The organism is Pseudomonas sp. TE3911, assembly GCF_054062775.1.
The window spans coordinates 2,212,555-2,229,717 of the sequence record NZ_JBSSFP010000001.1 but is presented as its reverse complement, the minus strand read 5'-3'; the positions used below and the strand labels follow the sequence as shown (position 1 = coordinate 2,229,717).

At 57.1% G+C, this 17,163-nt stretch carries 19 protein-coding genes; 4 read left to right on the top strand and 15 right to left on the bottom strand.

Annotated features, from left to right (window positions below; all coding sequences use genetic code 11):
• Position 1: 1 nt before the first annotated feature.
• Positions 2–871, bottom strand: a complete 870-nt coding sequence (locus tag ACVWXD_RS10180; protein ID WP_032887345.1) for an isocitrate lyase/PEP mutase family protein — start codon at positions 869–871, stop codon at positions 2–4.
• A gap of 299 nt (positions 872–1,170) precedes the next feature.
• On the opposite strand from ACVWXD_RS10180, the gene ACVWXD_RS10175 reads away from it, so the two are divergent.
• Genes ACVWXD_RS10175 through ACVWXD_RS10165 form a run of 3 tightly spaced genes read left to right on the top strand, consistent with a single transcriptional unit; the run spans position 1,171 to position 4,179 of the window.
• Positions 1,171–2,127, top strand: a complete 957-nt coding sequence (locus ACVWXD_RS10175) for an ABC transporter substrate-binding protein (RefSeq protein ID WP_457370965.1) — start codon at positions 1,171–1,173, stop codon at positions 2,125–2,127.
• 23 nt (positions 2,128–2,150) lie between these two features.
• Positions 2,151–3,530, top strand: coding sequence for an LLM class flavin-dependent oxidoreductase (locus ACVWXD_RS10170; protein WP_122681008.1), 1,380 nt, complete (start codon positions 2,151–2,153; stop codon positions 3,528–3,530).
• A gap of 10 nt (positions 3,531–3,540) precedes the next feature.
• A complete protein-coding gene (locus ACVWXD_RS10165; RefSeq protein WP_260366885.1) occupies positions 3,541–4,179 on the top strand; it encodes a dTMP kinase in 639 nt (212 codons plus the stop codon).
• Between the two features lie 104 nt (positions 4,180–4,283).
• Here ACVWXD_RS10165 and ACVWXD_RS10160 read toward each other — a convergent pair whose 3' ends face one another.
• Genes ACVWXD_RS10160 through ACVWXD_RS10130 form a run of 7 tightly spaced genes read right to left on the bottom strand, consistent with a single transcriptional unit; the run spans position 4,284 to position 10,578 of the window.
• The gene (locus ACVWXD_RS10160) at positions 4,284–5,651 is read right to left on the bottom strand and encodes an ATP-binding protein (protein ID WP_181643443.1); all 1,368 of its coding nucleotides are present in this window, start codon (positions 5,649–5,651) and stop codon (positions 4,284–4,286) included.
• Complete coding sequence (locus ACVWXD_RS10155) at positions 5,648–6,310, bottom strand: response regulator (RefSeq protein WP_032887337.1); 663 nt, start codon at positions 6,308–6,310, stop codon at positions 5,648–5,650. Before ACVWXD_RS10155 ends, ACVWXD_RS10160 begins: the two co-directional genes overlap by 4 nt.
• Before the next feature lie 11 nt (positions 6,311–6,321).
• The gene (locus ACVWXD_RS10150; RefSeq protein ID WP_095184773.1) at positions 6,322–6,966 is read right to left on the bottom strand and encodes a tetratricopeptide repeat protein; all 645 of its coding nucleotides are present in this window, start codon (positions 6,964–6,966) and stop codon (positions 6,322–6,324) included.
• A complete protein-coding gene (locus tag ACVWXD_RS10145) occupies positions 6,963–7,772 on the bottom strand; it encodes an SDR family oxidoreductase (protein WP_032887333.1) in 810 nt (269 codons plus the stop codon). The genes ACVWXD_RS10150 and ACVWXD_RS10145 overlap by 4 nt, the downstream gene beginning before the upstream one ends.
• Positions 7,759–8,433, bottom strand: a complete 675-nt coding sequence (locus ACVWXD_RS10140; protein ID WP_260366883.1) for a TenA family transcriptional regulator — start codon at positions 8,431–8,433, stop codon at positions 7,759–7,761. Before ACVWXD_RS10140 ends, ACVWXD_RS10145 begins: the two co-directional genes overlap by 14 nt.
• The gene (locus ACVWXD_RS10135) at positions 8,430–9,911 is read right to left on the bottom strand and encodes an AMP-binding protein (protein ID WP_457370964.1); all 1,482 of its coding nucleotides are present in this window, start codon (positions 9,909–9,911) and stop codon (positions 8,430–8,432) included. Before ACVWXD_RS10135 ends, ACVWXD_RS10140 begins: the two co-directional genes overlap by 4 nt.
• Positions 9,901–10,578, bottom strand: coding sequence for a thermostable hemolysin (locus tag ACVWXD_RS10130; RefSeq protein ID WP_032887326.1), 678 nt, complete (start codon positions 10,576–10,578; stop codon positions 9,901–9,903). The genes ACVWXD_RS10135 and ACVWXD_RS10130 overlap by 11 nt, the downstream gene beginning before the upstream one ends.
• A gap of 201 nt (positions 10,579–10,779) precedes the next feature.
• On the opposite strand from ACVWXD_RS10130, the gene ACVWXD_RS10125 reads away from it, so the two are divergent.
• Positions 10,780–11,322, top strand: a complete 543-nt coding sequence (locus ACVWXD_RS10125) for a cytochrome b (protein ID WP_457370963.1) — start codon at positions 10,780–10,782, stop codon at positions 11,320–11,322.
• Between the two features lie 100 nt (positions 11,323–11,422).
• On the opposite strand, the gene ACVWXD_RS10120 is transcribed toward ACVWXD_RS10125, so the two are convergent.
• From ACVWXD_RS10120 to ACVWXD_RS10090, 7 genes are all read right to left on the bottom strand, one after another.
• Positions 11,423–12,145 carry a hypothetical protein gene (locus ACVWXD_RS10120; RefSeq protein ID WP_457370962.1) on the bottom strand — a complete coding sequence of 241 codons (723 nt, stop codon included), beginning with the start codon at positions 12,143–12,145 and terminating at the stop codon, positions 11,423–11,425.
• 100 nt (positions 12,146–12,245) lie between these two features.
• Entirely contained in the window at positions 12,246–12,764 is a 519-nt protein-coding gene (locus ACVWXD_RS10115; RefSeq protein ID WP_260366880.1) for an isochorismatase family protein, read from the bottom strand.
• Between the two features lie 469 nt (positions 12,765–13,233).
• The gene (locus ACVWXD_RS10110) at positions 13,234–13,944 is read right to left on the bottom strand and encodes an SDR family NAD(P)-dependent oxidoreductase (RefSeq protein ID WP_095184766.1); all 711 of its coding nucleotides are present in this window, start codon (positions 13,942–13,944) and stop codon (positions 13,234–13,236) included.
• A gap of 36 nt (positions 13,945–13,980) precedes the next feature.
• Complete coding sequence (folE, locus tag ACVWXD_RS10105) at positions 13,981–14,541, bottom strand: GTP cyclohydrolase I FolE (protein WP_032887313.1); 561 nt, start codon at positions 14,539–14,541, stop codon at positions 13,981–13,983.
• A gap of 154 nt (positions 14,542–14,695) precedes the next feature.
• The gene (locus ACVWXD_RS10100) at positions 14,696–15,160 is read right to left on the bottom strand and encodes a thiol-disulfide oxidoreductase DCC family protein (RefSeq protein WP_260366878.1); all 465 of its coding nucleotides are present in this window, start codon (positions 15,158–15,160) and stop codon (positions 14,696–14,698) included.
• Positions 15,161–15,403: 243 nt separating this feature from the next.
• On the bottom strand, positions 15,404–15,535 hold the full coding sequence (locus ACVWXD_RS10095) for a DUF2256 domain-containing protein (RefSeq protein ID WP_081797726.1): 132 nt from the start codon (positions 15,533–15,535) through the stop codon (positions 15,404–15,406).
• A 108-nt stretch (positions 15,536–15,643) separates the two neighbouring features.
• On the bottom strand, positions 15,644–16,459 hold the full coding sequence (locus ACVWXD_RS10090; protein ID WP_032887308.1) for a DUF1206 domain-containing protein: 816 nt from the start codon (positions 16,457–16,459) through the stop codon (positions 15,644–15,646).
• Between the last annotated feature and the right edge of the window lie 704 nt (positions 16,460–17,163).

The following is a 17,163-nucleotide window of genomic DNA, read 5'->3' as shown; positions in this document are numbered from 1 at the left end:
ATTACTCTTTGACGTCCATGAACTCTTCAGCCCACGCCACGTAGTTTTCCGGGAGCGTGTAAGTGTGCGTCAGTTCGGTCGCGCTGAGATTAGAGGTGCTATGGGTTAATTGGCGCTGGGCACGCAAACTATCGTAAGTGGCTTTGATCGCTGCGAAATAGGCGCCATGCCCGGCAACCACCACGCGCACGCCCAGGCTTGCAAGGCGCTGGGCGTCGTTGAGCTTGGGATTGCCGTAGGTCACCAGCATCAGTGGAACGGTGAGGTTTTCTGCGATTTTTTCCAGATGCTCGAAGTCACTCACGCCCACCATGCAGATCCCATCCGCACCGGCTTTTTGATAGGCCAGGGTGCGCTCGATCACCGCTTCGGTGGGCAACACACCCGCATTGGTCCGAGCGATGATTGAGAGTTCAGGATCGACACGGGCTTCCAGGGCGGCGCGGACTTTGCCAATGCCTTCCTCGATGGAAATCAGGTCGGTGGATTTGCGCCCGAATTGCGCCGGCAGCAGGGTGTCTTCAATCGTTAATGCGGCCACGCCGGCGCGCTCAAGCTCTTCGACGGTGCGCATCACGTTGAGGGCATTGCCGTAACCGTGGTCGGCGTCGGCGATAAACGGCAGTTGAGCGACACGCCCAATGCGCGTGGCCTGCTCAACGAACTCACTCAGCGTGATCAACGCAAAATCGGGCGCCGCCAATACCTGCAACGACGCGACTGACCCTCCCAGGATACCCACCTCAAACCCCAGGTCCGCCGCGATACGGGCGGACATGGGGTCAAATACGGAAGCAGTTTCAACGCAGCTCGGCTTGGCAAGCAATTCGCGGAAGTCACGGCGCAGCGTCGAGTGAGATTTTTTGGGCATGTTCTTTCCTGGCTCTGATCGTCATGTGACGACATATGTCTATTCGTGGTCGCGCGAGATTACCATGCAGGCAGGCCGGGGATTATGACGTTTGAGCATGGGGTATGCGCCAAACAGATGTTGCACGCTGGCGTTAAAATGCGTAGGTGGCATTATTATAGAATTACGTTATGCGTTATCAGTATTTTACAGGTGGCTGGATGGGCCTCATCGTATGAGGCAGATTATTCCTGTGAACACTACCGAGACCGCACGCGCGGATCGACTTGATCTGCCTGACAAGGCATCTGGAGACGAACGTGCGTTACCTTTCAAAACTGGCGGCCGGGTTAGCCGCCGCACTGCTGAGCCTGACCGCGAACGCGCAAACGCTGGTGGTCGGCGACCAAAGCTACAACGCCCAAGCCGTCATGGAAGCGGCGGGGGTGCTGGACGATCTTCCCTATACCCTTGAATGGAAGCAATTCACCGCCGGCTCGCCAGTTGCCGAAGCGCTCAACGTCGGCAGCCTCGACATCGGCCTGCTGGGGGATGCGCCTGTGCTGTTCCTGGGCGCATTGGGCGCGCCGATCAAGGTGATTGCCGTCAGTCGGCAAAATCTCGATGGCGTGGCGATTCTGGTTGCGAAGGATTCGCCGATCAAGAGTCTCGCGGACCTTGCAGGCAAGCGCGCCGCCATCTGGAAAGGCTCCTGGAGCCAGCAGTTGTTGCTGACGGCGCTGGACAAAGCCGGCGTGCAGCGGGACGCCCTGGAGTTGCGTTACCTGAGCGCGTTGGATGCCTCCCACGCGCTGGAAGGCGGCTCGGTTGACGTCATCGCGACCTGGGAACCCTATGTGACACAGCAGGAACGCCAAGGCGCGCGGGTGCTGGCCACGGCGCAAGGGCTGATTCCAGCCCAGAGTTTCATTGCCGCCAACGCCAGTGCTGTGGACGCCAAACGGGCGCCCATCAGTGATTTTCTCCAGCGCCTGAAGAAAGCACGCGACTGGGCTCGCCAAGCGTCGGCCAACACAGACGCCTACGCCGACGCGTGGGCCAAACGCACCCGCGCGGATGCTGAAATCGCCCGTGCCTGGTTTGCCCGCGCGCGCACCACCGTCGAGCCCGTAACGGCCCAATCTCCCGTCGAAGCGCAAAAGACCGTGGACTTTTTTGCCGGCCAGGGACTGGTCAAGTCTTTCCCCGCCGCCAGCTTGTTTGACGATTCGTTCGCGGCGTCTTTACAGCCCGCCGTCGCTACTAAACAGCCGTGAACGCCTCAAGGAATCCTCTGCAAATGACCAAACGACAGCTCAAACTGGGTGCCTTGACCATGGGCAGCGGCGGTCCAGGCCGACACAACCTGTGGCTCGACCCTCAATTGCCGGTCGATGCGAGCGTCAACGTCGACTGGTATATCGACATTGCGCGCCAAGCCGAGGCGGCGCTGTTTGACTTGATATTTATCGTCGACAGCCAGTTCATTACGCCGGGCTCACCGTCCCATTACCTGAATCGACTGGAACCGCTGACGCTGTTATCGGCGCTCGCCGTGAGCACTCGACACATTGGCCTGGTGGGCACGCTCACTACCTCTTATAACTCGCCGTATAACGTCGCGCGGCGCCTGGCGTCACTGGACCTGATCAGCAAAGGCCGTGCGGGTTGGAATGTGGTCACCAGCGGCGACGCCGGCACGGCGGGCAATTACAGCCGCGACGAACATTACGACTACGACACACGCTACGGCCGCGCCGCGGAACACGTCCAGGTGGTGCAGGGGTTGTGGAACTCCTACGAGGACGATGCATTCGTGCGCGACCGGGCGACCGGTCAGTTTCTCGATCCGAGCAAACTGCATAGCCTGAATCACCAGGGCGAACACTTTTCGGTGGTCGGCCCGTTGAATATCCAACGTTCAGCGCAAGGCCAACCGGTGATCTTCCAGGCTGGTGATTCGCAGCAGGGGCGCGACCTTGGGGCTGCGACGGCGGATGTGATCTTCACCCATGCCGCCAGTATCGAGCAGGGCCAGGCTTTTTATCAGGATATAAAGGGTAGGGCGGCGCAACAGGGGCGCGACCCGGAGCAATTGCTGGTCATGCCGGGCGCTGAAATTTATGTTGGCGACACTGACGAGCACGCTCGGGAAATCGAGCAACACTATCATCAGACCGATCACAGCTTTGAGCTCGCCCTGAAGGAGTTCGGGCGCAATTTCGGCTGGCATGATTTCAGCCAGTACGACCTCGATGCACCGTTTCCCCAGCAAAGCCTGGAGGCTGCACGCAGCAGCTTCTTTACCGCTGCCAAACGCATTGCAGACCAAGCGCGCGAGAAAGGCTTCACGCTGCGCCAGGCCGTAGAGTTCGGCCGACAACTGCGTCCCGGTGCATTCGTGGGTACGGCTGAAACCGTCGCGCAGAAAATGGCCGAATGGTTCGAGGCGAGAGCCGTGGATGGGTTCAATATCTACATCGGGCACCCCGAGCAATTCCATCGTTTCACCCAGGAAGTCATACCGTTGTTGCAGGCGCGTGGTGTCTACCGCACCGCGTATGAAGGGACAACCTTGCGTGAAAGCCTGGGATTGGAGATCCCCCGGTTTGAGCGTCGCGGGTCGACGTTTACGGTGGACCCAGCAACCGGGTTAGAGTGGTCATCCGTTACCCGTTGATATGTGAAAAATGAAGCGTGCGTTGTTTGTTTCTCTGGATGGTCCCAAGGGCGTCGGCAAGACCACATTGTTGGAGGCCGTGACGAAAGCCCTGAGGGTCGACCACCACACAGTGATCCGGCTGAGCGAGAAAAAAAGCGATCCCTACAGGGCTGAAACCATGGCCCTGGTTAATCAATTCGTCAGAAACCCCAGCAGGGAGTTGGAGCTGACGGTGTGCGAGCGCTTTGCTGATAGCCGCCGGTGGATTTCCCAACAGGTGCTGCCGGAACAGCCACCGGGCAGCATCATCCTGATGGATCGCTGGTACCCGTCAGAAGCGGCGTTTCGCCGGCTGGTGCCGTTTGTAGAGATTCTCCAGCTGAACCGTGACCGCAACGTGCAAGTGCCAGACCTGCACGTTGGGGTTGTCACCGCGCCTGAGATTTCATGGGCGCGAGCGGCAGCACGAACGCGCGGGTTGAGCAGTACGGTCATGCATGCGCTGGAAGAACATGTTGCTAGCACCGAGGCGTTTGAGCAGGCGGCTGCCGATTATGACTGGGTGCTCTGCCGCAATGAAGGAACGATCGAAGAGGCAACCATGCAGGTGGTTGCTCATATCCAAAGAGTCCTTCGTGATGTTTCGCCTCTAACCAATCAGGGTTAAGGCACTCGCTATCGGATATCAGCCAGACAGTGACGATTCCCTCAGGCATCCAGCAACAGCCTTTAAAAAATGCGCTGTCCGGCTACTTCGAATGCCATGGATTTTTAGAACCTCAAGATCTCGAATGTTGCGCGCAATCCTCCGCATTCACGGTTTTCTAAACGCACGCTCCCTCCCAAACGACTTGCGATGGACCGGACGATGGTCAGCCCCAGCCCAGCGCCTTGATCATTTCCACGACTGTAGAACCGCTCAAAAAGTCGATCACATTCTGCTTCATCGATGCCTGGCCCCTCGTCCTCAACACATAATTCGTAGTGATCCTGGTTTTTCATCAACCGCACGGTAATCACTCCCTGGGGAGGGGAAAAGTTGGCGGCATTGGTGACCAAGTTGTTCAAGGCAATATGTATGACGGCTGCATCGACCTTAACAAGGCAGACCTCTTCCATGGGTTCGAACACGAGTTCAAGCCCCTTGCTCAGCAGCCAGGGTGTCATTTGCACCAGACCGCCCCGAATCGTCGCCACTAGATCGATGCTCTGCGCCTCATGGGTTTGGGGTTGCGGTTCGATACGGGCCATGGTCAGGAGTTGATTGACCAGGCGCGTAGTGCGGTCCACACCTACGATCAGGTAATTGAGGGATTCGCGCCGATCTTCCTCACTGACGGCCTCCACGAGGTTTTCTGCGTGGACCTTGAGCACGGCGAGCGGTGTGCGCATTTCATGGGCGGCATCCGCGATAAAGCGTCGCTCACGGCCCATCACCTCCTGGATCTGTGCCAGCACACGATTCAGGGCGGCCTGCATGGGCTCCAGCTCAGTAGGCAGCGGATTCAACTGCAAGGGTTCGAGAGAACCTGAATGCCTCGCTCGCAAGGTTTCAGCCATATTGCTCAACGGTTTGAGCCCCCAGCCAATGGCCAACCAGATCACTGCGGCAAGCAGCAGGCTACCTATCAAGTTAGGTAAAACCGTATGGCGAACGATGCGATCCACCAGGTCGGCACGCACATCGTCACGCTCTCCCACCCAAATTTTCAGATTGTATTGGGCATCATCCAAGACAAATGCGCGCCAGGTTCGGTTGTTGATATCCGTGATGTCACTGAAACCCGGTTTGACCGGAGGCGAACCAAAGGACGGCGCACTGGAGGTGTGCACCAGCAACGTGCCATCCGCGTTCCACACCTGAAAAGCGATTTTGCTTTCATACGGGTGGCCATCCACTCTGGGCGCGGCGAGCCCCAATGCCTGGTTGAACGCCTCATACAGCTTTGCGTGCTCGTTGCTCGCCATTGGCATGCGCATCACGCCCTGCAGCAGACGTGCGTTCTGCGCCAGCTGAGCGTCGTATACCTCGTCGATTTCATGATTGCTGTCGTGGAGATTGACAACGGTCATGAGCAACAGCCCGAGGAACAACAGACCCAGAATCAACCTGAGCGTACGTCGCCGAATAGACGTCATGGGCGCTCTTCCACCAGGTAACCGACCCCACGGATCGTGCGGATCAGCTGGCTCGAAAACTTCTTGCGCAAGTGATGGATATGCACCTCCAGCGTGTTGCTTTCTGCCTCTTCGTTCCAGCCGTAAAGTAACTGCATCAGTTGGTCGCGCGTCATCACCCGACCCGGCGGGGAAAGCAACTCATGGAGTAACTGATACTCCTTGGGTGTCAGGGCGACCGCTTCGCCCTGATAGCTGACTTGTTGAGTTCCCGGGTTCAGGCTGATGCCTGCGTGCTCAATCAACACCTGGGCGCGGCCCGCACTGCGTCGCAGCAACGCCCTGAGGCGTGCCTTGAGTTCTGCCAGGTCGAACGGTTTGATCAAATAGTCGTCGGCACCGGCGTCGAGCCCTGCGATGCGGTCCTCTGTGGCGTCCCGAGCGGTCAGGATCAACACCGGCAGATTGGAGCCACTGTCACGCAAGCGGCGCAGCACTTCGAGTCCATCCATGCGCGGCAAGCCAAGGTCGAGTACGGCCAGATCAAACGTTTCACTGAGCAGAGCATGCAAGGCGCTACTGCCATCCTGTAACCAGTCGACGGTATAGCTTTCTCGTACCAGCGCCTGGTGAATACCCTCGCCCAGAGCGACGTCATCCTCGATCAATAATATGCGCACACGGACTCCTGTCAGCCGAGTTTCTTGGTTATATCCTGCAGCAACGCTTCGATTTCCTTGCGCCGTCCAGCGTCAGCGGTTTCGCGGCCTGGCCTTGGGGCGGCCAGCAGTGCTTTTTGCAGTGCCGCGTGGGCGTCGGTATAGCGCTTTTGACGGTAGAGGTGATCACCCCAGAAGTACAGACTATCGATGCCGTTCGGGTTCAGTTGCAAGGCTTGCTTGAGTAACACCTCTGCTTTGTCCGAGTCGCCGAACCCAATGGGCCAGCCCGGCACGCGATCGTACAACGCAGCGAGACTGGTATAAGCCGAGCCTTGCAAGGCTTTGGGGTCCAGGGCGATGGCTTTTTCAAGATCGGCCTTTGCCAGCTTGACCTTGCTCAGGGCACCGAGCCCACCCTGGGCGCCGGCCCAACTGCTGGTGACAATGCCGGACCATATCCATGCCTCGGCGACTGACTGGCGCTCTTGAGTAAAGGCGTCGGCCTGCGTGGCGAGCTGTTCAAACGCAGCAGTACGCTGGTCTGCGGGCAGTTCGTATTGGATATGTGCCCAACTTTGCTGAATATTAGCGAGGCGCTGCTGGTCAGCAGCATCAAGGGCCCAGACGTTATGGCTCATAGCGCCGAGCAACAGGCCACAGAGAATTTTTTTCATGGTTTAGGGTGCTCACTGTCGTTTTTTTCACTGAGGCGACGGACCAGAGGTAACTGTTTGCGCAAGCCTCGGTCCACCAAGTTGGGCAGCAGGCTGTTGAGGCGCACAAAAAATCGCTCTTGCCATCCGAGGTACAAGTCGCGGTGGTCGCCGGCAATTGCGCGGATCACTGCGGATGCGACGGTTTCCGGGTCGTCGACATTCGATTTGAGGGCATCATTCAACGCCTGCGCAGCCGGACTATTCATGGGGGTGCGGGTGGCCCGGGGCGCGACGTATAAAACGCCAACACGGGTGTCTGCCAGTTCTCGGCGCAAGGCTTCGGAAAATCCGCGCAACGCAAACTTGCTCGCGCAATAGCTGGCATATCCGGGATAGCCGATAGAGCCGTACGTGGAGCCAACGTTGACGACCATCGCGCTTGGGGCTTGCTTGAGCAGCGGCAGCAGGATTTTGGTCAGGCAGATCGGCGCGCTGATGTTTACCGCCAGCATTGCATTGATGTCGCTGTCCGCCAGTTGCTCAAGCATGGCGAAGTGGTTGATCCCGGCTGCGTTTATCAGCAAGTTGACCCCGCCCATGGCCTCGGCCGCCGCCAGCACCTTACGACGATCTGCCAGAAACGTGAGGTCGGCCCCCACCCACAACACCTGGTTCGGATACTGATCAAGCAACGGCACCAATGACTCTCGGTTCCTCGATACCACCAACACAGAGGCGCCGCTGGCGCACAGGGCATGAGCGATCGCCAGACCGATACCGCCGCTGGCGCCGGTCAATACCGCACGGGCCTCAGACAGGCGCATGCAAACGCTCCCCGTCACGCGGCAAGCCACGAAACATGTCGGTGTAGAGGGTGTAGACGACCTTGGAGGCGTGTATGACCGCAGCCTGATCGCTCGGGTCGTCCAGTGTGTCCATCAATCGGCGATAAGTTTGCATATGTTCAATATCGAGCGAGCCATGGGAACTGAGGTAGCTGAACGCCGTTTCCGGTAACTCAAGGCGTTCGCGAATAGCGCCTGCAGCATGGGTCGCCAAGGCGATGCTGGTACCTTCAAGCACGTTGACCATGCCGAACAGGCCTACTGGGTTATCCCGGGCGATGAGGTCATAGAGGAAGCTGATCATCAGCTCAATGGGCAAGGACGGACGCCCGTCACGCACTGCGTCCTTGTCGCCGCCGCAGGCATGGATGTCGTTGAGTACCCATTGTTCATGGCCGTATTCGTCTTCGATGTATTCGCAGACCGCTTTGCGCAGCCACTCCAGGCGCGACGGGAGGCGTGCACCACAGGCCATCATCAACGGCACGGTGTGGCGTACGTGGTAGTAAGCCTGAGTCAGAAAGGCCCGATAGCTTTCCAGGCTGACCCTTCCCTCAAGGGCATCACGAATGACCGGAAGGTTGAACAATTCGGTCCGTTCTTTTTGCGTGGCCAGTTGCAGCGTGTCAAAAAAACTCATGATTCAGATTCCTCGGTGCGTAGGGGAGCAGTCAGTTGTGTCTGGTAAAGCTCGACAATGGCGTCGCGGCGGGGTCTGCCGTTGGCGGTCAGCAGGCCATTGGCGGGCGTGAATGGGTGGGGCAGGCGGGTCCAGTGATGGACTTGGGCGTAATAGGGCAACGCCTCGTTGGCCTCGGCAACTGCCGCCGCCAACGCCTCATCGGTGCAATCGGGTCGATGAGGCCACAACAATGCATGGTTGCTTGGCATGGCTTCGCCATACACGAATGCTTGGGCGATGTGGCGGCGCTGTGTCAGTTCGGCCTCAACCCATTCAGGGTTCACGTTGCGCCCGAAACTGGTCACGAATTGATGTTTCTTGCGCCCCTTCAGGTAGAGGAAACCTTCATCGTCAAATTCGCCGATGTCGCCACTGGACCACCATTCATGGGCGTGAGGCGGCTCGCCCAGATAACCCAGCAAAGTAGCGCCCTTAATCAGTACTTCGCCGTCCTCGGCCAGACGCACCTCAACGTGCGGCAGCGGTTTTCCGACACTGCCTGCGCGGCGCGCCCCTGGGCTATTGAGGCACACCACCGATGCGCATTCCGACAGCCCGTAACCTTCGTAAACCGGCATGCCAACGCGTTGCGCACGGTCCAGAAGTTCGTGTGAAACGCGCGCGCCGCCCACGGCTGCAAAATGCAGCGTCTTTGGATTGAAGGCGTTCTGTTCGGCAGCAGTCACCAGCAGTAACAGCAGCTGTGGCACGAGAATCAGGCTGTCGGGGGCGCGAGAGGCCAGGCAGCCGAGCAGTCGCGGTACATCAACGCCGCTGGCGCCCTGAATACCCAAGGTTGCCTGACTGGGCAGGCTAAGGGTTGCGCCCGCATACAGCGCGGCATAACAGCCGATGTTTTCCAACAGGATCGCAAGGGGCAGAACAGCAAGGTGGTGCTGCGGATCGTTGGGCCGGCTCGCCTCATACAACTCACGCGCGACGCACACAATGCTCTCGGCGCTGAGGCACACGCCTTTGGGGGTGCCGGTAGTGCCCGACGTAAACGTCAGTTTCGCGGTGCCCTCAGGCATCAGCGATGGGCCGTGAACAGCCTTACGCCAGAATTCGCCGGTTTTCTCGAAACCCGCTGTTTGCAGTTCAGACTCCAACTCGACTTCTGCGATTAACAGTTCTGCTTGGCTTTGGTCCAGGCAATGCTTGCGCTGGGAGGGCGTGAAGAACGGTGGCAGCGTTAGGCACGTCAGCCCTTCGAACAGCGCGGCCAGATCCCATATCAGCGCCTCGACGCCGTTATCCAAAGCCAGCGCGACCACCTTGACGCTCTCGTCACGCAGGCGTTCCTGGCGATACACGATCTCGGCATACAACGTGGCGTAGTCCAGCTTCAGCTCATCGCCCCATAAAGAAATGGTGTTTGTGTTGCGCTCAGCATGGCTGCGCAGGGTTCTCTTGAAATGCTCGACTTCAGGCGACATGAGTGGCCTCCAGGAGTGACGTGGGCAAGCCCAGGCGATTGAATAACCCGATGTTGCGCAAATGGATAAAGCCCGCGCGGATATTGCCGACATGCACCCAGGGCTTGCTTTCGTAATAACTGCCCCAGCTGTGGCGGTCATCGCCGAGCCGCGCCGGGTCGGCGGCGCACAGCGTCACGGGTTTTAAACCGAGGCGATGGAAGCTGTTGACCAACCCGATATTCCCCGTGAACGCCACCCACTCAAGCCCCCCCAGGGCCAGCATGTAAGTGAGGGTGATGATGCTCAGACGCGCGCTGCCGTTGTCACTGGCAGCCAGGTTGCCCACCTCGACGATGCAGGCGCGGTCAACCGGCCGGCCGGCAGCGGCGGCGATCAGTGGATCAATCGAATCGTCTAGATAGCGTTCGAGAAAGAGGGGTTCTTCGCTGGCCAGGCGTACGCCAGCGACCGCGCACAATTCTCCGGCCGCATCGCTCATGCCAAACAGTTGCGGCATGAAATGACGAATGTCAGCACCGTGTGCCTGACGAAAGCGTTGCTGCACAAAGGTTTCGAAGTGAGGCCTTGCCGCATCGCTGGGCAGGGCCCGAGCCATACTCAGCGGTGGAGAGCCGGCTTGGCCGAAGTGGAGTGGTAATGCGATGTGCCAGTCGAAATCGGCCATTGGACAACGTCTCCCCGGTAGGTTTGGGAAGAGTATCGAGGGCATTTCTTAACGAAGTCTGAATGTGGCAAAAGCCGATGCAAACGCACCTTCAGATTACCTTAAGGCTTGATGGGCACTGTGCTGGCATTCGATTAGGTGACACGTCGGATCGTGGCCGGGCGAATGACTTGCCCGCGTTAATTATTCAAGAGGCGCATCATGACCCCAGACTCAACTGACCATCGTTACGGAAAACTGTCGATCACCTTGCACTGGTTGATGCTGGGACTGTTTGTCGGCGTGTATGCCTCTATCGAAATCAAAGGGCTTTTGCCACGGGGTAATCCGTGGAAAGCGATGTTCCTTGGGTTGCATGGGGTCTTCGGATTGAGCATTTTTGCTCTGGTCTGGATACGCCTGCTGGGTCGCCTGACACCTCGGCCACCGATAACGCCACACTTACCGGCGTGGCAGACTGGGGTATCGCACCTGATGCATCTGGCCCTGTATGGCCTGATGATCGCTACGCCCGTGCTTGCCTGGTTAATGTTGTCTGCAGCAGGTAAACCGATGCCTTACTTCGGGTTCTTTTTACCCGCGCTGGTCCAGCCCGATCCAGACTTGGCCAGGCAGTTCAAACATTGGCATGAGCTGCTCGGTAGCAGCGGCTATTGGCTGATCGGTTTGCATGCGGCTGCAGGGCTGTTTCATCACTACTGGGTGCGGGACAACACCCTGACGCGGATGCTACCGAAACGTTAGTGTTCTGGGGCTTGAGCGCTTATCGACTTAACGGTTGCCGCACTACTCAATAAAGGGTTGAGTCAGTCTTTAATTTCCGTCGTGGGCGCTGAGGTCCGTTTCAGGGATTGGCTTGCACAGCGGCATGAACCAGCGCGTTCGTCTTGCCAAAGAGCGCGTTGCCATTCTGTGATGGGTTCACTTGACGATAGTTGCCATAAACGATGCGCACGCCCTTAAGTAGGGTGATCGCTGATACAGCAATTACGCGGCGGTGCTCACCATTGTCGGCGAGTATTTCACTTCCCAGAATGAAATAGATGGCTTCGTCGTCCGCCTTTAGAACCTGGGTGCCCATCATCCTGAAGTCCGCTCCGGTTACTAAGCTATTGAGTCGAATCTGGGCGTCAGCATTCGTGCGCGAGAAGAGGGTTGGATCTTTAGACATTGCACTTCCAAGTGTGCGGACAAACTCCTTACGGCTCACGCCGTCCATGGGCCGCAGTTGACCATCACGGTCCAGGATGACGCCCAACACCACCCAGTCGGAAGAGCTCACTAACTCGGACGGTGCGTTTTTTCTCCACTCTGCCACCTCTTCGCACCTCAAAAACAACGCCAAAATGCGGCTCGACGGCCCAGTGGCCTTGGCTGTCAGTTCAACGAACTTTTGCTCTCCGCGCGTTTCGCCAATCTTGCAGTAGCCTTGAGGCGAAGGCAGCTCAATCGATCTGCCGCCCACTGTGTATTGCTCAGAGTGGGCATCAGTCGCTGCAGTGAGCGCGATTGCGATGCTCGCGAATCGCACGAATAAAAGAAGGCGAACGTTTAGGCGAATGGTCACTTGTTTCTATCCCTGATTGTGGCCTCCGATGAATGTAGCAGAGCGTGACAAGAAGAAATCATTCTCGCAAGTCACGCACATTCCCGTTATTGAGGCTCTGCTAGAAGCGCCACTCTTCGGCCCGAACCAGCCGGCAGAACGGCCCATCTAGGGTTGCATTGTGATGAGCAACGATGTCCTTAGCGCTCATCACTGGCGTGTCTGAACAGGTATGACCTTCGGCAACGAGTACCGCATCGAAGCCAAGATCACGAGCAGCACGGCAGGTGCTGTCGACGCAGTATTGAGTTTTCATGCCGGTGATGACCACACCAGTAGCTCCGCGAGACCGCAAATTGTCTGCCAGCTCAGTCATTTCAAAAGCGTTGGGCCGCCGCTTTTCGAATACCACCTCTGTACCCACCAGGTTGAGTTCCTGCGCAAGTATCGTCAACGGACTGTCGGGGCCGATGGGCGATCCAGCGGGCCCGACGTGGCGCGCGAGAAAAATCGGAGCGCCAGCGCTGCGGGCGTTGTCCATCAGGCTATTCACTGTTTCCAATAACGCTTCGCAGCGCCATGGTTTTTCCGGGCCGTGAACAAGCCCGACTTGGATATCGAGTATCAATAGGGCGTACATGGGTGCATCTCCTTGCGTTTGAACCAGCGACACAAGGGCATAAAAAAAGGCCCTGTCCATCGCTGGCGGGCCTTTGAAGTTCGTAGTCTATTGGCTCACGACACCTCGCACGCTCCGCATACAGCGGTCGTGGTGGTGGTAGTCGAGGTGAGGCAATAGTGAGTCATGGATCGACACTAACAATCTCGCGGCGAGCTGACAAGCCAGGATCCCAGGCTGAGTGCGTTTGGCCAACTAGACACTGCAAGTCTGCGGCCATCTGATGCCTGACGTGCCATGGTCGTTACCCACAGGCCGACAACCACGTGCAGGAAGCACGGTTCAGTTCAAGGCGGAAATTGGCGCTAAGGAGGAGGGCAGTCATCTGCCATTAAAGGAACGCGAAATTGCAGCAACTGCTCTGATTTGCATACGTCCCTGTGCGCGGCCCTGTCGGTCGGCCCCTGGAGATTCAGGGTTCACTTCCTGTCTACCAAGGAAGGCGTTCTCCGTTATAGGCAAAGAAATTACCGCTGTCAGCAGGCCCTAAGCGGTCAATCAGAGATAACAGCTCATGTGCAGCAATGTTTGCCGGCCTGGCTTCAGAGGCACCTCGAAAGGGGTGTGACAGGCCTGAAATAACCGTGCCGGGATGAAGACTTAACAAGCGCGTCTGAGGCCGGGTTCGTGCCAGCTCGATGGCGGCCGTTTTAATCATCATGTTCAGTGCCGCCTTGGAAGCGCGATAGGCGTACCAGCCGCCCAAACGGTTATCACCGATGCTACCCACCTTGGCAGAGAGCATCGCCATCGCGCCTCGTGGGTCAAGCAAGGGCAAAAAGTGACGCAAAACCAGCGCAGGCCCGATGGTGTTGACTTGGAATATCGCCTGGAGCGTATCCGCTTCAATAGCGGAGTAGCTCTTTTCAGGTTTGATTTCGTCGCGATGGAGCAAACCGGCAGCATGCAAAATTAATTGGTAGGGGGCTTCTTGAGCTAATTCGGAGGCCGCGCTGGCAATACTGTCGGCCTCTTCCAGATCGAGGCATGGAACACTGTTGCGCCCCAGCTCACGCACATACGCGCAACTTGGATCCTGATTGAGCAACTCACAAAAAGCCGAGCCGATCGCTCCACTGGCACCTATCACGAGGGCACGATAGCCCTCACCAAGCGAGTTCATCTTGAAGGGACTGTTCATCTAGGCGCTCCTGCGGTCTGGTTCTATTTGTTGGTGTTAACCCATTCGTCCAATCAGCTGCAGAAACTCCTGACGCGACGCGGACGACTCGCGAAAGGCTCCCAGCATCACCGAAGATGTCATCACCGAGTTTTGCTTCTCCACGCCTCGCATCATCATGCACATGTGCTTAGCCTCAATGACCACTGCCACGCCGGCCGCATCGGTGATGTGCTGAATGGCGTCAGCAATTTGTTTTGTGAGGTTTTCCTGGATCTGTAAGCGGCGGGCGAACATATCGACCACTCGGGCCACCTTCGACAGGCCCAATACCCTTCCAGTAGGGATGTATGCCACATGAGCCTTGCCGATGAAGGGCAGCATGTGATGCTCACACAATGAATACAGTTCAATGTCGCGCACGATGACCATTTCATCGTTTTGCGATTCGAACAATGCGCCATTGATCACTTCTTCCAGGCTCATTGTGTAGCCATTGCACAGGTACTGCATTGCTTTGGCTGCGCGCTTGGGGGTGTCCAGCAGTCCTTCACGCTCAGGGTTCTCGCCTACGCCGACGAGAATTTCACGGTAGTGTTCGGCTAATGATGGGCTCATCTTGATTCCTCGCAGCCATGCTGCGGTTTAAGTGTCGGCAATCCATGGCGGTAGGAACATATCTGCTGCGCACGATCTGACGCAGATGGCACGGGGGTCGCCAGATCAGCCATGCCCCACCTTCTTCGTCGGGACCATGACAACGCAAAGCGTTCTAGGTCTGCTTTTTTTTCAAAATGGCCTGCTTGTCTGATGCGGGTTTTGACGCCGGCACCGCGCACTGCTGATCGACACAGCGGCGGCCACCCTCTGGATGAGGCAACCACGCCAAATGGGGACGTAAACGGCAGAAAAGGCGATAACCGAATTCAAACAGCGGGCGCAATGCACTCCACGTCAGTGGCGTGGCCCAAAAACCTAAGCCAGCCGCTCGCCAACTCCACAGAGTGGCATCCAGGCCGGTAACCCAGCGGCCATCAGCGAAACGAGCGTGCAGCGAGGACTGCATGTGCTCGAACGTCAACCCGAGTGCCTCGGCATCGAATGCACCGCTGCTGATGTCCACAAAAAGCAGTCGATCCGTTACGGCGCGTCCTCGCAGGAACTTGATTTCTCGCGCACACAGAGGGCATTCACCGTCAAAATACAGCGTCAACGGCCACTTCATTTTCTTGTACATCGTAATGGGCCTTGTATAGGTTTGTACAAGATAGGCTGAAAGAAACGGACTGACAATGGGCACTGTGCTGTAGCTGCGTGATGGGCACGCCCAGTGTTGTGAAGGGATCGTCCGCCCCTTCGGCATCAAGCTTCCAGAGGGAGGGCCACGGCTAAGTGTCGTTGCGCAGAAGGGAGGAGGGGGCAGGCGTAAATTGTTTCATGTAGCTTGAGTACAAGAGGGCCTGTGACGGCCCTTTTTTGGTCAACGTTTGCTGCGCCGGCAGCGCTCCGAGCAATAACGGACTTCGTCCCAGCAGCGCGCCCATTTCTTCCTCCAAGTGAAGGGAAGACCACAGATCACGCAGGTTTTTACGGGAAGCTCACTCTTTTTCACGGATATTACTACCGGCTGGTGCGATCAATAGATCTCGTGGATAACCCGCCAAGATCGTGGCCCTGGTGCGAGTAAGGCTCCCCATGGCCGTGAGACTTCCGTTTCTCATCAATCCTTGCTCGGTACTCCCGGCACATCCATGTTGATCTTGCGCCAAAAGGCTTCAGAGAAGCTGTACACCGAGAAGGCAATCAGCCCCAAGGCCATCACCATCAAAATTAACCAACCAGCAGGTAGATTTTGGAGCGCATCCAGCGATTCCTTCATACCAGGTGGATCCATGGCTTGATAAGTGGAACCACTGATGGCCAGTAACAACGCAATTTCTAAAAATACGACTCCACGGGCGATTAGTCCGAATCGTGATACCGGGCGGACGTATCGCATGACGTCTTCATCGGCCTCAAAATATCTCTCGAATGACGCTTTCCATCCCTTGATGATGTGAGCAATACCAACCCCAAGCGGAACGAGTGCGATCAGGTATACCAACACATTCGAGTGATCCCATGACAAGAGATGCGCTAACCAGTCTTTGGTTTGCCCTCCAGAATCGCCCGAGCTTTTAATACCGCTAATGAGTAGGCCCAACGCAAAAAACGCTAGAGCGCCGTTGAACATACCTCCCGCGAACAGACCAGCGCGAATCACCAACCCTTTGAATTTCTTGCCATGATGGTCGACATCGCGTGTAGCTTGCAGGATGCGCCACGCCGCAAATGCGAGGAGGCCAGCCACCACAAGGCCAACTAGAAAATAGCCAAAGGGTTGGCTTAGCAGTGCTTCCAGGCTTTTATGGCTGTCCTTCGGTTTCGTCGAATCTTGTGCTGCCAGCAGTGCGAAGATACCGATGATCAAATAAAGCAATCCCCGAGCGGCGTAGCCTCCCCGAGCGAGTATTACCAGGCTATGTTGCGCGGACATTCGATGTATTCCTGAGATCTGATACAAGAGCAGACCCCTATCGCTGGGTGGGGTTCTATATACCAAGTCGAAGGGTGAAGTGATTTAAAAATCCCCAACGCCGACCGCAGTCGAGATTGCCTCGCCCAAGCGGGTCTTTTGGGCCTACAGTTTTGAGAGTCACTCACTTTAAGGAATACATACGTCCGGCACTTGCTGTTGACTTCGGGCAATGTGCATCCCTCAACGAAAGCTGGGGCAAGGGATGGGAAGGGTGCTTCGATCGGTTTTCCTTCACGCCATTGGCGGCAGCGTCCATCGGCCAGGCTACCTTGTTGCGCATGTCCGGGATTCTTCTTAATCGCATGGGCGTTGCCCCATTGATACAAGAGCCCAAGCGTCAGCTGCAGAATGAAAAAACCGAGCACTTACGGCGCTTTGATCAACTGTTGGCCGACAGCCCTGACTTTCTGGTTACTCGTGCGTATGCCCAGTTCAGAGCGCCGAATACTCTGGTGAGTTTAGAAGGCGCCCGAGGTGTGTGGTTTCGACGTAGCAAGCCCCAGAAGCTTTGCTCAAGATTCTAGCAGTACTCGGAAGAAATCATATGGATGTCACGGCAATAGTAAAAGCTTCGTCAGATCAGACAGGTAGGCCGAATATTTGATCTGGGACATTAGAATTCACCACAGAATTTCTTACATGTTTTTGGAAGTAATTATCAA

Excerpts from the sequence above, each read along its gene's own strand:
- ACVWXD_RS10180 (WP_032887345.1), bottom strand. The coding sequence starts at position 871 with ATGCCCAAAAAATCTCACTCGACGCTGCGCCGTGACTTCCGCGAATTG.
- ACVWXD_RS10170 (WP_122681008.1), top strand. The coding sequence starts at position 2,151 with ATGACCAAACGACAGCTCAAACTGGGTGCCTTGACCATGGGCAGCGGC.
- ACVWXD_RS10165 (WP_260366885.1), top strand. The coding sequence starts at position 3,541 with ATGAAGCGTGCGTTGTTTGTTTCTCTGGATGGTCCCAAGGGCGTCGGC.
- ACVWXD_RS10160 (WP_181643443.1), bottom strand. The coding sequence starts at position 5,651 with ATGACGTCTATTCGGCGACGTACGCTCAGGTTGATTCTGGGTCTGTTG.
- ACVWXD_RS10150 (WP_095184773.1), bottom strand. The coding sequence starts at position 6,966 with ATGAAAAAAATTCTCTGTGGCCTGTTGCTCGGCGCTATGAGCCATAAC.
- ACVWXD_RS10145 (WP_032887333.1), bottom strand. The coding sequence starts at position 7,772 with ATGCGCCTGTCTGAGGCCCGTGCGGTATTGACCGGCGCCAGCGGCGGT.
- ACVWXD_RS10140 (WP_260366883.1), bottom strand. The coding sequence starts at position 8,433 with ATGAGTTTTTTTGACACGCTGCAACTGGCCACGCAAAAAGAACGGACC.
- ACVWXD_RS10135 (WP_457370964.1), bottom strand. The coding sequence starts at position 9,911 with ATGTCGCCTGAAGTCGAGCATTTCAAGAGAACCCTGCGCAGCCATGCT.
- ACVWXD_RS10130 (WP_032887326.1), bottom strand. The coding sequence starts at position 10,578 with ATGGCCGATTTCGACTGGCACATCGCATTACCACTCCACTTCGGCCAA.
- ACVWXD_RS10125 (WP_457370963.1), top strand. The coding sequence starts at position 10,780 with ATGACCCCAGACTCAACTGACCATCGTTACGGAAAACTGTCGATCACC.
- ACVWXD_RS10115 (WP_260366880.1), bottom strand. The coding sequence starts at position 12,764 with ATGTACGCCCTATTGATACTCGATATCCAAGTCGGGCTTGTTCACGGC.
- ACVWXD_RS10110 (WP_095184766.1), bottom strand. The coding sequence starts at position 13,944 with ATGAACAGTCCCTTCAAGATGAACTCGCTTGGTGAGGGCTATCGTGCC.
- folE (WP_032887313.1), bottom strand. The coding sequence starts at position 14,541 with ATGAGCCCATCATTAGCCGAACACTACCGTGAAATTCTCGTCGGCGTA.
- ACVWXD_RS10100 (WP_260366878.1), bottom strand. The coding sequence starts at position 15,160 with ATGTACAAGAAAATGAAGTGGCCGTTGACGCTGTATTTTGACGGTGAA.
- ACVWXD_RS10090 (WP_032887308.1), bottom strand. The coding sequence starts at position 16,459 with ATGTCCGCGCAACATAGCCTGGTAATACTCGCTCGGGGAGGCTACGCC.